12 protein-coding genes are annotated in these 13231 nt (G+C 58.2%); 2 read left to right on the forward strand and 10 right to left on the reverse strand.

All coding sequences use genetic code 11. The features are described from left to right. The first annotated feature begins 202 nt into the window (after positions 1–202). Both RBB18_RS19375 and tcmP read left to right on the forward strand, forming a co-directional pair. Positions 203–970, forward strand: a complete 768-nt coding sequence (locus RBB18_RS19375; RefSeq protein WP_306112116.1) for a DUF5131 family protein — start codon at positions 203–205, stop codon at positions 968–970. After that, complete coding sequence (gene tcmP / locus RBB18_RS19380) at positions 970–2127, forward strand: three-Cys-motif partner protein TcmP (RefSeq protein ID WP_306112117.1); 1158 nt, start codon at positions 970–972, stop codon at positions 2125–2127. Before RBB18_RS19375 ends, tcmP begins: the two co-directional genes overlap by 1 nt. A 6-nt stretch (positions 2128–2133) precedes the next feature. On the opposite strand, the gene RBB18_RS19385 is transcribed toward tcmP, so the two are convergent. From RBB18_RS19385 to RBB18_RS19430, 10 genes are all read right to left on the reverse strand, one after another. Beyond that, a complete protein-coding gene (locus tag RBB18_RS19385) occupies positions 2134–3285 on the reverse strand; it encodes a restriction endonuclease subunit S (protein WP_306112118.1) in 1152 nt (383 codons plus the stop codon). After that, the gene (locus tag RBB18_RS19390; protein ID WP_306112119.1) at positions 3285–4850 is read right to left on the reverse strand and encodes a class I SAM-dependent DNA methyltransferase; all 1566 of its coding nucleotides are present in this window, start codon (positions 4848–4850) and stop codon (positions 3285–3287) included. The genes RBB18_RS19385 and RBB18_RS19390 overlap by 1 nt, the downstream gene beginning before the upstream one ends. A gap of 17 nt (positions 4851–4867) precedes the next feature. Continuing rightward, complete coding sequence (hsdR, locus tag RBB18_RS19395) at positions 4868–7246, reverse strand: EcoAI/FtnUII family type I restriction enzme subunit R (protein ID WP_306112120.1); 2379 nt, start codon at positions 7244–7246, stop codon at positions 4868–4870. Then, positions 7243–7758: a hypothetical protein gene (locus RBB18_RS19400; protein WP_306112121.1), complete on the reverse strand. Its 516-nt coding sequence runs from the start codon at positions 7756–7758 to the stop codon at positions 7243–7245. The genes hsdR and RBB18_RS19400 overlap by 4 nt, the downstream gene beginning before the upstream one ends. After that, entirely contained in the window at positions 7751–9370 is a 1620-nt protein-coding gene (locus RBB18_RS19405; RefSeq protein WP_306121267.1) for an anti-phage dCTP deaminase, read from the reverse strand. The genes RBB18_RS19400 and RBB18_RS19405 overlap by 8 nt, the downstream gene beginning before the upstream one ends. A gap of 394 nt (positions 9371–9764) precedes the next feature. Continuing rightward, positions 9765–10844 (reverse strand): type IV secretion system protein, encoded by a 1080-nt coding sequence (locus RBB18_RS19410; protein WP_306112123.1) that lies wholly within the window; start codon positions 10842–10844, stop codon positions 9765–9767. A 6-nt stretch (positions 10845–10850) separates the two neighbouring features. Then, entirely contained in the window at positions 10851–11255 is a 405-nt protein-coding gene (locus RBB18_RS19415; RefSeq protein WP_306112124.1) for a hypothetical protein, read from the reverse strand. Next, positions 11252–11440 (reverse strand): hypothetical protein, encoded by a 189-nt coding sequence (locus RBB18_RS19420; protein ID WP_306112125.1) that lies wholly within the window; start codon positions 11438–11440, stop codon positions 11252–11254. Before RBB18_RS19420 ends, RBB18_RS19415 begins: the two co-directional genes overlap by 4 nt. Beyond that, a complete protein-coding gene (locus RBB18_RS19425) occupies positions 11437–12423 on the reverse strand; it encodes an ATPase, T2SS/T4P/T4SS family (protein ID WP_306112126.1) in 987 nt (328 codons plus the stop codon). Before RBB18_RS19425 ends, RBB18_RS19420 begins: the two co-directional genes overlap by 4 nt. Before the next feature lie 4 nt (positions 12424–12427). Then, positions 12428–13231, reverse strand: an 804-nt coding sequence (locus tag RBB18_RS19430; RefSeq protein WP_306112127.1) for a TrbI/VirB10 family protein, incomplete at its 5' end; no start/stop codon positions are given.

Here is a 13231-nt window from a genome sequence, read left to right on the forward strand (position 1 = left end):
AACCGCGTATGGATTCGCCTTTATTCGGGCTCTTGGATTTTGAAAATCATGCATGTTGAGAGTCCATCCGACCGGCGGATGGAACGGATTCCGCGGCGCGAGCTTGTAACATCTCAAAAAGGGGGGTGCAGGCCATCCGGGCGTTCATTATTTGTGCCAAGTCAGGTTTGTGCTACCATTAATACAACAGCGAGGCGAGCAGTTGGCCCAGAAATCAGAGATCGAATGGACGGACGCGACATGGAACCCAGTGACCGGCTGCACCAAGGTGGGCCCTGGATGTGACAACTGCTATGCAGAGCGCTTCGCAGAACGCTGGCGTGGTATTCCGGGCCACCCTTATGAGCAAGGATTTGACCTGACGCTCTGGCCGACGAGGCTGAAACAGCCCGCGCTCTGGAAGAAGCCGCGGATGATCTTTGTGAACTCAATGAGCGACCTGTTCCACAAGGACATCAACCGATCCTTCGTGGCCAAGGTGTTCGATGCCATGGAGCAGGCTGACTGGCATGTCTACCAGGTCCTGACCAAGCGCAGTTCCCTCATGCGCAACTTTGTCCGCAATCGCTATCAGGGTGGGCCGATCCCGCGCCATATCTGGCTCGGTGTCTCGGTTGAGGACTCCGCGCATACCAGCAGGATCGAGCACTTGAAGCAGATCAATTCAGACGCACGCTTCATATCGTTCGAACCGCTGCTTGGCCCAATTGGGGACGTGAACCTGCAAGGTGTTGCTTGGGCTATCGTAGGAGGAGAGAGCGGGCCTCGCGCTCGATCAATGCAGGAAGGATGGGCCCGTCAACTTCGTGACATTTGTGATCGTGACGATGTGGCGTTCTTCTTCAAGCAGTGGGGCGGCGCGAGGCCGAAATCCGGTGGCCGCCTTCTCGATGGCGAAGAGTGGAATGGCTTTCCTTGGCAGATCGTTCCCGAACCGATCATTCGCGCCCTACAGCCCGAGGATGCCTGATGCCGCCAAGGATAGTAAACTACCAAGGGCGCGAGCAGTCCTTCATCAAGCATCTGTTTCTCAACAAGTATCTCGAGTCAGCAGCCTACAAGCTGTTTCAAGGCAGATCGCCGGTCTTCAACTTCGTGGACGCCTTCGCAGGCCCGTGGCGGGTATCTGACACCAGCAGGTATTCCGACGCCTCCTTTTCCCAAGCCATCGAAACGCTGGAAACGGTTCGTCGATCTTTGCTCGATATGGGGCGTACGGGACTCAAGGTCCGATTTTGTTTCTGCGAACGGAACCCGGCCTCTGTCGAAAAGTTGCGGGTATTCGCGGCCGAGAAGCCGGAGTTCAACATTCGGGTGTTCTCTGGCCCGTTTGAAAACAACCTCGACGGTATAAGCGCTGCCTGCCGGGACGGCTTCACATTCACGTTCATCGATCCCACAGGCTGGAACGTTGAATCCGCTAAGGTCTTTGAATTTCTTCGAGGTCTGAACGGCGAATTTCTGTTCAACTTCATGGCCGAAGAGGTGAACAGGCACGCCGGTTGGGATGGAGTGGCGGCATCTGTCGGCCGTTTCCTCGCGGATCCGGCTTGGAAGGATGCCTTCGAGGCAATGCCGGAGGGCTCCAACGAAACCAAAATTCTGCAACTCTTGAAGACCAAGATGAAAGAGGAGCGGGTCGCCACGTACCTGACGGATATGGCTATTCGAAAGCCGCGCGAGGATCGGGTCAAGATGCGACTGATCTTGGGGACTCACAGCGGGTTTGGGGTCGAGGTGTTCCGGACCGTCCAGGAAAAGGTGGAGAAGGAAGCCGTCCGCACGCGTCACGCAATCCAGACAGAGGAAAGCGGGCAGTCGCAACTGTTCCCCGAGGATCAGATAGTAGCGTTCGAGACCGACCACGACGGGGTCGGATGTTCTGCACATGTCGGCTGGGCGACCGAACTCATGCTTCGTACAGTGTCACAGAGGCCGGGGGTCGCCTTCGGCTCACTTGCCAGCGAGGTGATGGAGCAAGTGCCGGTGCGGACCACACACCTCAACAAGATCGCGGCAAAGAACCGGAAAGCCGGATTGCTGCGCTTTGAACTTACAAAAGGCAAACGCACACCGAGCCCAGACACAAAAATTTGGGCTGTAACAGTTCCGGGGAACCCGGCCTAACCATCCCTAAGCTGCCTGCTCTTGCGTTCCGAATACTTCGTGGAGCATGGACAGGATGAGCGCTTCTATGTCTTGCGCGGTTTTGGCACGGATCAAGCGCGCTTCTTGAGCCTTTGCTTGTAAGCGGTCGAACCAGTGCTGCCGGCTGATTGGCGGCACTGGCACTTCCAAAATCTCGAGCTTCTTCAATCCAAGCGTCCGGTTTCGCCCGGCGCCGCCAGGGGATGCTTCCCCCAGTTTCTGCAACCCTTCGGCCGTCGAGAAGTAGAAGCGCAGGAATTCGACAGTCGCGGTGTCTGGAGCGGGGACACAGGTCAGGAAACGGTGTGATCCGACACGGCCGTTATCTGCGGGCTGCGCGACGGCGACAGCGCCCTCCCATGCGAACACGATGTTGAACACGAGGTCGCCGGTGCAAATGCGGAACAGCTTTTTGTTACCGACTTCCGCGCCAGGCAGACTAGGTTTGTGAAACGTTCCCCGGCCAAAGGACCGGACACCGAGTTCCGGATAAGTGGCATTGAGATCGATCTCGACCGGCCTGCGCACGAGGGGCGCAACCTCGGCCATGGGGTGCAGAGGAGCGCCGTCGACGGCGTGTTGGAAGGCTTTCAGCAGCAGTGCCTGTGTTTCGCGCTCAGCTGCCTCAATGGCGCTGCGGCGTTCGTCCACTAGCGCTGCAACTCCGTCGAGCTTCTCGACGATGCGGCGTTGCTCATCTAAAGGCGGAAGCGGGACCGACATTTTCAGGAACTGATCTTCCTTCATGCGCACGCGGTTTGTCGATCCTTCGCTCGCCCGGCGACACAGATCGACGAACTCTGGAGTCCGTGAATACCACTCAAAGTAGTGCGGTAGTACTCGTGAAGCATCGATGTCGAAGCAAGGAAAATCGTTACTGACCAAAGCGCCGTCCAAGTCCTCGGGTACGATCCCAAATGCGCCATGTCGAGCATCGATCCTCGAAACCAGAAACTGCCCTGATTTTGCCCGACATTGTCGTGCGGCTGCAATCGCGCTGCCAGGAACTTCAGCGCGAAGCGTCAGGCCCTTTCCCCAAAGACGCGCCGTGATCTGCTTGTACCGAACGTCAGGTTCGACAGGTACCAAACTGTCCGACTTGGTGAGGAAATCGGAGATTGAAATCGATCTCCACATCACACCCGCTCCGCCAGCACGGCCTTAATCTCGTCCATGATGCCGATGATCCGCTGCTCCTGTGCGATGATCGCGTCCACGATCTCGGCCGGCGCACGGTGATCGACGACCTCGCCGGAATGGGGGTTCTTGATGTCCAGGTTGCAGGCGACGACACGATCCTGATCGTCGCGCTGGATAAGGTCAGCGGCCGAGACCTTCCAGGCGCGCTCGTTCGGCTCGCGCTTCTTCCACCAAGCGAGGCAGTCCGCAAACTCCTCATAGGTCATGGGCGCCGTCTTCGAGTATTTTTTGCGGCCCTCAGGCAGCGGCATCTCGTAGTACCAGATGTCCTTCGTCGGTCCGGTCGTGTCGAAGAAGATCAGGTTTGCCGGGATGTCCGTGTAAGGCGCGAATACCCCTTCACGCAGCCGGACAACCGTGTGCAGGTTGAACTTCTCGAGCAGGTCCGCCTTGATCCGCGCCGAAATGCCATCGCCGAACAGCGTGCCGTGCGGAACGACAACCGCGGCCTGCCCGCGTCCGGCACGCTTCAACCGCCGCATGATCAGTTGCAGGAACAGCAGTGCCGTCTCGGCCGTGCGCCTGTCCTCGGGGAAGTTGTTGAGGATGCCTGCCTCCTCCTCGCCGCCGAATGGCGGATTGGTCAGGATGACATTGACCCGCTGATCCTCGCCGATTTCGGCCAGGCGGAAGCGAAGGGCGTTGCCGGGGTCGATGCGCGGGGCGTGCAAGCCGTGCAGCAGGAGGTTGAGCTGGGACAGCAGGAACGGCAGCGACTTGGCCTCGCCACCGAAGAAGCTGTCTTCCTGCAGGATGCGCCGCTTCTCGACCGTGTCTGCCTGCCGCTCGAGATGCTGAAAGGCCTCTGTCAGAAATCCGCCGGTGCCGCATGCCGGATCGAGGATGGTCTCGCCCAGTTTTGGATCGGTCACCTCGACCATGAACCGCACGACCGGCCGGGGCGTGTAGAACTCGCCTGAGTCCCCTGCCGCGTCACGCATCTCGCGCAGCAGCGTCTCGTAGAGGCGACCAAGGGTATGGACTTCCTCCGACGAGTCGAAGTGGATACCGTCGACCAGATTGACTACGTCGCGCAACAGGTAGCCGCTTTCCATGCGGTTGGCGAAGCCCTGAAAGACAGTCGCGATCACGTCACGCCGCTCGCGCCGCCCGTTGTCGCCGCGCAGACCGCGAAGATAGGCGAACAGACCTGGGCCGCGGGTGCCGTCCGGACGCTCGGTCATTTCGGAAACGAGAAACGACAGGAGGTCGGGGCCGGTAATGCCGTCCGCATCTGCCGCCCAGTCGCGCCAGCGATAAGGAGCCTCGATGATCGGGCGATAGTCCTTGCCGGCGAGCTCCGCGCGCCCTTCCTCGATCCGCTCCATGTCGTCGAGGAACTTCAGGAACATGATCCAGGTGAGCATCGGCAACCGATCGAGGTCGCCGTTCAACCCCTTATCCTTCCGCATGATCTTGCGTGCGGACTTGATAATGCTGTCGAGACGCTGGGCAGTGGTCAGTTGCTTCGGCGCAGCCTTCTTGCGGGCGGTTCTGGCCAAGTTGGATCTCCTTCAATTCAAGCGGTGTAGAGCAGTCGCTGCAGCTCGGTGACGGCGCTGCGCAGCTCCTTGCCCCCGCCGAAGCGGGCGGCGATTTCGATGACGTTGCCCCACTCGTTGAACGGGGGCACTTCCAGGATGTCGGGCAGCTTGAACTGGGCACTGCCATGTTCGGCATACTTCTCAAGCACGGCATCCAAAACTTCGCGGGCGTCCGGCCCAAAGCGGCCCAGAAACTCGTCCTCCTCCCTCACTAGGCGGTCAGCGCGCTCGCGCCGGGTTCGCAGCGGCGCGTTATAGGCGAGATGGCAGAGAAGATCGAACGGATCGGCCTCCGGCTTTCCGACCGCATCAGCCAGGGAATCGAGGTCGATGCCCTTTTCCTCGAGCCGTTCGACGATTTCCGCCCGGCGTTCGGGATCGAGCCAGTCCGCCCGCAGTTCTGACGCATTTGGATAGAGCGTGCGAACCTTGTCGCCGGTATAGTCGGTGAGCTGGCGGCAGGCGAGTTGCCGACCGTCGGAATCGAGTTCGTACACGAGGTGCCGGACAATCGCGACCTCACCGCCGTCGACATAGAACTTGCGGGGCCCGTTCTCGCCCTCGTCCTCCAGCTCGACGGGTCCATCCGGGATATCGGGCCCTTCAGGAAGATCGCCCGGATCCGGCGCCACGTCTTCGATCTCGCGCTCTTCCACGATGTCACCGTCGGCATTGATGACCGCTTCGTCCTCGCGGACGGGATCGCCGTCAAAGGCGGGATCGGCGAACATTCGCGTCGCGGTTCCGGTGTAGTCGATGATGTTGAAGGCGAGCTTGCCATAGTCGGGCCTGAGACGGGTGCCCCGTCCGATGATCTGCTTGAACTCCGGCATGGAGCCCACGACCCGCGCGAGCACGACGTTCTTGCAGGTCGGGGCGTCAACGCCGGTCGTGAGGAGCTGCGACGTGGTTAGGATGACCGGTGTTTGGGTTTCGACATCCTGAAACTTCGCCCTGTGCGCGCTTCCCACATCGCCTTCGTCCGACGTCACGCGGCAAACGTAGTCGGGATTGTCCTTCACGAGATCGGTGTTCCGGGCGGCGAGCGCCTGCCGCATCTCGAGCGCGTGCTCTTGGTCGACGCAGAAGACGATGGTCTTCGCAAAGCGGTCGGTCTCGGCCATGAAGCCCGCGAGATGTCTCGCAATGGCCTGCGTTCGTGCACGCAGCGCTACGACCCGCTCGAAGTCCCGCGTGGAGTATTCCGCGTCGGGGATCTCGCGTCCATAGCGATCGAGTTCACCCCGCGTTGGTCGCCAGCCGGCAGCATCGTAGTCCGATATGACGCGATGGACCCGATACGGGGCCAGGAAGCCGTCAGCGATGCCCTGAGAGAGGCTGTACTCGTAAAGCGGATCACCGAAATAGTTGTAGGTATCGACATTGTCCTCTCGACGCGGCGTCGCTGTCATCCCGATCTGGGTCGCAGGCTCGAACCATTCGAGGATTTCCCGCCAGTTGCTGTCGTCGCGAGCACTGCCGCGATGACATTCGTCAATGACGATGAGATCGAAGAAATCGCGCGCATATTCCCGGTAGAGGCCGGGACGGTTCTCATCACGCGCGATGGACTGGTATATCGCGAAATACATGTCGCGACTCTTGACCGCCATACCGCCGGCGATCTTATGCCGGGCGTCATTGAATGGCCTGAAATCTTTCGCCATCGGGTCGTCGACAAGCACGTTGCGATCCGCGAGAAATAGGATCTTCGGGTTCCGGTTGTTTCCTTTGGAATTCCAGCGTGCCGACCAGAGCTTCCAGCAGATCTGAAAGGCGACGGCCGTCTTGCCTGCTCCGGTGCACAGTGTGAGTAGTGCCCGCTTCCGGCCCTGGAGCGCCGCCTGAACGGCGCGGTTCACGGCGATCTCCTGATAGTAGCGCAGAGGCTTGGCTCGGTCTGGAAAAGTGGGCGTCAACAGCCGTTCGGCCACCTGGTCGTCGTCAATTCCCTCGGCGCGGCGGAGCCGAGCCCAGAGGTCATCAGGTGCGGGGAAATCAGCAATGGTTCGCTCGATGCCGGTCGTGTAGTCGAATTCGACTATTTCGATGCCGTTCGTCGAATACGCGAACCGTAGACCAAGAATTTCCGCATATTCCTTGGCTTGTTGAATCCCCTCAGCGGCATGCTTGTAGCGAGACTTCGCTTCAACCACGGCGATTGGGAAGTCTTGGTTGTAACGTAGCAGATAGTCGGATCGCTTCTGCTTGCCGCGGCGGGCCTTACCACCAATGAATACAACACGACCGTCAGTGAAGGTTCTTTGCTCGTTTATAGCATGCGGAAGATCGTCCCAGCCCGCCGCCTGCAGCTTTGGAACGACGAGTTTCCTGCATGTATCAGCCTCATTCATAGTGGAAATTCTTCAACGAAAGTCTCAGCAACTTCCTGTGACAAGTAACCGGGCACCTTCGCAGCTAATTTTTCTGACTTCTTTGGGGTGCTTGTCAAAAGTAACACGGGCGCACCCGCACGACGTTCTAGGTATTCGCCGAGGACCAGCTTCAATGTATCGAGATTGGCCCAGCTCTCTTCGTCGGTAGCACCGGGGTCTAGTGGAATGCGCTTGTATTCGATCCCCTTGGACCGAAATTCAGAAAATGCTTCATCTGTAGATGAAAAGATCGAGAAGAAGTCGGGGAATGCCCTCGTATCGATAATGAGAGTAGGACACGCTTCGCTTATTGCCTTCCGGAAAGAATGGGAAGAAACCTCTGCAACGGGCACAAGCATAATTCGTATCTTGTCAAAATCGTCGAATAACTGCAGTTGGCGTGCATTCTCAAATCCCCAATCCGCCCTTTGTGCTTTCGCCGCGTCTGAGGGAGTGGAACTGTAGACAAGATGAAGCTTGCGGTCACGCATCGCCTACCTCCAAAGCAAGTTTCGATTCCATATCGGAGTACGAAACCTTGTAAACTTCAGTCGGGCGACCCCATTCCGGAGCTCCAAATTCGAAACTTCCCGTCACTTTGTTCTTATAGCTGCGATCTTTCAGAAAGACTCGTCGATAAAGCCGGGGCGAAACTCCTACAAATGGCCGGAATAAGACGTGAGTCCCATTTTGAGATGGTGGCAGCCAGTCGTTAGATTCTGTTGTAATTGAATCGCTGTGAAGCTCAGTTGCTTTGCTCTTCGGGTATGGCTCAATGAATTGCACCTCATCGATCCCCGAAGCCACGATGTGCCGTGCACAATAATGACATGGATACGTCGTGACATACATCCGGCAGCCACGAGGTGATGTACCAGAGATCGACGCAGACAGTATTGCATCCATCTCTGCGTGAACCGCCCGGCTGAACTCAATCAAGCCTCCGATGCGCGTCCCGCGAATTCGCTTCAGCACATCAGACCTATCTTTGCCGGCGATCAGCTCGGGAAACTCATCGACGAGTTCCTCAATGATGTTATTTTGTTCTCTATTGCTGCTGCAAAAGACCGAATCTCGGAAAGCACATCTTTGGTCGCCCTCTAGCTGTACCGTGAAGCCTTCTCCGTATAGGCCGCCACCGGCTTGGGGAACGTCGTTGGTCCCGGTCGCAACAATGTTCCCGTTGGCGTCCACGAGAGCGGAGCCAACCTGCCGTGACAAGCACGCACTCCTCATTTGAGCTGAGCGTGCGTGGTGCATCGCCGTTTCAGAAATAGTTGGGCGAACGATCTTCGATTGTGTGATGAGGTTAACGAAGCGACGAAGCTGATCGTTCATGCCTGTCAAGGCGAGATCTTCACCAGCATCTACGGAGTTATCGACGAAGAAATCAGACTCGTGGAAGGTATCTGAGACATGCTGACCATGCTTTTCAGGCGCGTCCTCATCTCTGGTCAAAAAGTCTCGGACCTGGTCTTTTACCGACTGATCACTCCATTGAGACCTGTCAAAAAAATTCTCTCGAATCCTTTTTTCTCGTTTGGCGGGGTCGCAGACAATACCAAGAAGCGTAAATGCATCCTGATAAACTTCACGAAGAATGGAGACTTCCGCAGGGTGACGGAGGGAATCAACGATATAAGCTCTATGCTTCCCGTCGGGCTCTACTGGATCACCAGAGAAAGCCTTGCCCTGCAATGATGCTCGCCGTACAGCAATTTCCTTTAGTGCTAGACGCGCAATTGCTGAGTGATCTTCTGGACGCGAATATAATTCCCCCTTTCGAAGTTCATCGCCGCGATCCTGCATCATCTTGACGTTATCAATGGATTTACGCGCGCCGCTTGGCGGCACGGGGTGTCCCGCACTTTCAGCAACCGCTCGGATCAGAGTGCTGGCCTTAATGATCTCAACTTCAAAATCGCTTTCCTCAAGGAAAGTCTTCAGGATCTTTGCGGCAGTCCCTGAACCTGCACCGGCTGGTCCGACGATGGCCACGAATACTTCGTTCGTGCGCAGGCTTTCTAGAACCTCCTGCCCGGGACGATCGTCCACTGTAATGGCTCTCTGCAGCTTATCCTTGGGTTCTGGATTGGATGTCATGTTTGCCTGCAGAAGCGTTTGTTTGAGTTGTTTCCTTCCTTCTTAGCTGAAGTGGATGGCGCTCGTCGATTCAGTTTCGTCTGTATCAGGCCGTCCGTAGCCCATCTTCAGGTGTCGATCCCAATTAATTGGAAAGGGTTCTAGTTGGCGAGCCAGAGTGACGCACGGTCCATGCCCACCGTCCATCTTCGCTTCGAGCGTGTGGATGAGCTCCATAAAGAGGCCACGGATAGGTAAGAAAGTCGATACCGCCTGAGCGAGACCTTGAAGAGATCTCGGTGTGTATAGGTAAAAGGCTAGACTACACGCCGTTCTTAATCAAATGGTCAATATCCGCTTCGCGGAAGCTCCGCCGCAGCGTACCAACGATCGGTCGATGGCGGCTCAAGGCCATTCACCGCCTGCCTAGCCGGCCCAACCTGGAAAGCTGCGCAAGCATTCGGGCTCCTGTGCTGGTCCCGTCGCTGGCAGGAGAAGGGGTTGCCCCTCCCGCAGTATTGGGTCGGCTTGGCAACGCTTGCACACCGAAGAATTGGCGCGCGCGCAGGGCTGCGTATTCCGCGCCAGTCGCACCTCCGATTGCGTGCCGGTTGTATACTTGTTGGCTGCCTGCGAGGCCTCGGGCAAAGGCATAGCTGCCGCCGAAGCCGGCTGAGAGCGCTGGCATCATGATGTTTCCAGAGATCGCCCGAACCAGGAATGGCGTAGCTATGATGAACCCTTTTGCCATCAGCACCATCATGAAGAACGGAATGAGAGCGCCGATATTGGAGGCGCCTTCCGGGTCGCCCAGTTCAGCAAGTAGCGCACGCGAAACACCTGTGATCGTTGCGAACACACCGGCAACAACAATCGGGTACATAGCAAAGGAAATCAGCGCCGAAAGCCAGCGCGCGAAATAATCCTTGGTCACTTCGAAAAGTGTCAGGAAGATCATGATCGGTGCTATCCCGATCAGCAGAGCGATCATGAGCCTGGACGCAACGACGATGAACGCGGCTAGGCCACCGAGGATCGAGAGCAGCAATACCCCGAGGGTGTCCAACAGGGCACCGGCCATCCAGTTCAGTTCAGATCCCGCAGCATTCAAATATTCCCCGAGCGCCGCGATCAGGTCATCGAACTCCTCTGCAAAGGTGCCGGATGGGCCCGGTGACCCACCGCCGACAGAGGCCACGAGCGACCCGGCAATGCTGTCGATCCCGTCCAGGATCGACGCGGCAAGGATGTTGAACTGCACCCAGTTCGTTGCAAAGACACCTATCAGCCCGACCTTCACGGCGAGCCAAAAGGCCGTGCGCCCGTCCATGGCGCGATACTGGTAGATCGTGTTGATGAAAACGAGAATGACAACAAGTGTGGTGCCGAGAACCAGCGTCGTTCCGACTGTTGCGGCGACCGCACCGAATTGCGTTTCAGCAGCGGTATTGAGATAGCCTTCAGCCGTTTCGACGAAGTAGGTGACGACACTCATAGAGACCTACCGGTTCCCGGCTGCTTCGCAGATTAGCATGGCTTCGCGTCGAAGCTCATTTGCATGGCGCCGGTATTCGGAAGTCGCTTCCACGATGTCCCAGTATTCTGATGAGGCATAACTCTCGATGTAGACGCTTTCGGCGTTTTCCCAGGATGGATACCGCTTGGCGCACTCGCAGTTTTGCGCCTCGACAATGCGCTGCATACTCTGAGCCCGGTAGATTTGCTGCATCAGCAACCGTTTGTGAGACTCACGTACATCGATGTTTTGCACCCACTGTGGCTCTGGAGGCTGGTCAGGGCAGACATCTGGCTGGTTTTTGAGCGTCGGGATCAGGTTCCGGTCAGCGACGCCAGCGGTTGCGCAGAGAACGACGAGCAGGCCTGCCGTCGCGACGACCCGCATCATTCTGAAGCCGCCTTCGTCGCCAAAGATTCTCGCTTCAAGAACGTGGTATAGCCGTAGTCACCGCCTTCGGCTGAGATGACTTCCCACCCCTCAGCTCCGCGCTCATTCAAGGCGCATCGCATCGCGTCGTAGTCCTTTTGCTTCTTCACCTGGAAGAACAGGATGTCATATTCAAAGGTCTTCATTGGTAAGCTCCAGTCTCATTGGCGCCGGGGAGGTAGAATTCGGTGATGCCGCGCCGGCCGTCGTGGCGGCCAGCCTGGATGATCACGTCGATGGAACTCTCGATGTATTGGATCATGTCTGTATAGGTCATCGGGATCTCGGTCTTGAGCGCGGCGATGGCCAGACGCTGTACGGCAAGTTGCGGGGTTTCGGCATGGAGCGTGGTCATGGAGCCGCCATGGCCGGTGTTGATGGCCTCGAGGAAGGTCATGGCCTCCTTGCCGCGCACTTCGCCGAGGATGATCCGGTCAGGACGCATGCGCAGTGTCGCGGTCAGAAGCACATCGGCGGTCTGGAATTCCGCGTCGCGATTGGCAATGAGGGTCACGGCATTGGGCTGGGTCGGAAGAAGTTCGGCGGCTTCTTCGATGGTGACGATGCGCTCTTCGGCAGGCATATGCGAGAGGATCTTGCGCGCAGCCACGGTCTTGCCAGTGGAGGTGCCCCCGGAAACGATCATGTTCAGCTTGTTGTCGACGCAGAAGGCGAGGGCATCGTCGATCACACCAGCGGCCACGACCTCGCGCAGTTTGCGGGTTTTCCCGAGGCGGAGTTCTTCAAGCTTGCGTTCCTTGTCATAGAGAAAGTCGAGTGCGATCCCTTCGAGCGGAAGGCTTGAGAAAAACCGCAGGCTGATCGACATGGCCGAGAGCACGGCGGGAGGGGTGATGACCTGCGCTCGGATCGGGCGGCCCTTGTAGGTGATCGAGACCGAGACGATCGGGCGGTCCTTGCTCATCGTTGTGTTGGCGGAAGAGGCGATCTGGTTGCCGAGGTCTTTCACTTCGGTTGCGGTCAACGCCTGGTCCAGCTTTCGCATGAAATGATCCCCCTGGAACTCGCCCCAGCAGGTTCCGTCAGGATTGATGCAGATCTCGATGACATCGTTGCGGGCGGCGGCGTCGATCCGGTCAAGCGAGGTCTGGAGATAGCTCAGCGACATGGGCTTAGAATATCTCCAGATCGCGGTCGACCATCACCGTGACGTGCGCACCCTGGTCGACAAAGATGACGGGACCGATGGAGAGATAGTCGCCAATCACGCTGTCCGTGGCATCCGCTAGATCATCGCCCACGTCTTCGAGAACGTCGGCGGCAGTCTCATCCTGGACCTCGGAGGCGGCGACACTGGGTGCCGCAGAAATCAGCGAGATCAGGGCGGCCGACCCGAAACGCTCATCGAAGCGGGTATCGACAAAGCCGGTCACACCTGAGCGGCCAAGTTCATCGCCCCCGAAGGAACTGATCTGGATCGTTTGGTTGTCGGGCAGGATGATCCGGTCCCATGCGATGGTGATGCGGCGCTGCGCGATATCAACGCCCGAAAGATACCGCCCGATGAGGCGGGATCCACGCGGGATCAAGAGGCGCGCGCCATCGACGCTGTAGACATCCTCGGAAACCACGGCACGGGTCTGGCCGGGCAGGGAGCTGTCGAGGGCAGTTTCCATGACGGCCTGGATCATGGTGCCCTGGATGACGGTGTTTGAGGGATTGGCGATCACCTCGGCCTGCGTCACGGTAGAGGGCAGCGCCCCGTTCAGCACGAAATCCGTAACCTCGCCAAAAGTCCGTTCGGTCAGAGCCGTCTCATTTGCGCCCGACGTGCCGCCAAAGGCGATGGTGGGCGAGGTGATGCGGCTTTGCTGAAACGCACGTTCCGCGGCTGCGCGACGTTCGAGGTCCGCGAGCCGTTTCGCTTCCTCTTCGCGGCGGAGCCGTTCTTCTTCCCGCGCGCGTAGCTCGTCCTC

It is taken from the genome of Roseovarius sp. MMSF_3298 (assembly GCF_030733705.1).
Lineage (GTDB): Bacteria > Pseudomonadota > Alphaproteobacteria > Rhodobacterales > Rhodobacteraceae > Roseovarius > Roseovarius confluentis.

Bases quoted from the DNA above. Each gene is read 5' to 3' on its own strand.
- tcmP (WP_306112117.1), top strand. From the start codon at position 970: ATGCCGCCAAGGATAGTAAACTACCAAGGGCGCGAGCAGTCCTTCATC.
- RBB18_RS19385 (WP_306112118.1), bottom strand. From the start codon at position 3,285: ATGTGGAGATCGATTTCAATCTCCGATTTCCTCACCAAGTCGGACAGT.
- hsdR (WP_306112120.1), bottom strand. From the start codon at position 7,246: ATGAATGAGGCTGATACATGCAGGAAACTCGTCGTTCCAAAGCTGCAG.
- RBB18_RS19400 (WP_306112121.1), bottom strand. From the start codon at position 7,758: ATGCGTGACCGCAAGCTTCATCTTGTCTACAGTTCCACTCCCTCAGAC.
- RBB18_RS19405 (WP_306121267.1), bottom strand. From the start codon at position 9,370: ATGACATCCAATCCAGAACCCAAGGATAAGCTGCAGAGAGCCATTACA.
- RBB18_RS19410 (WP_306112123.1), bottom strand. From the start codon at position 10,844: ATGAGTGTCGTCACCTACTTCGTCGAAACGGCTGAAGGCTATCTCAAT.
- RBB18_RS19415 (WP_306112124.1), bottom strand. From the start codon at position 11,255: ATGATGCGGGTCGTCGCGACGGCAGGCCTGCTCGTCGTTCTCTGCGCA.
- RBB18_RS19420 (WP_306112125.1), bottom strand. From the start codon at position 11,440: ATGAAGACCTTTGAATATGACATCCTGTTCTTCCAGGTGAAGAAGCAA.
- RBB18_RS19425 (WP_306112126.1), bottom strand. From the start codon at position 12,423: ATGTCGCTGAGCTATCTCCAGACCTCGCTTGACCGGATCGACGCCGCC.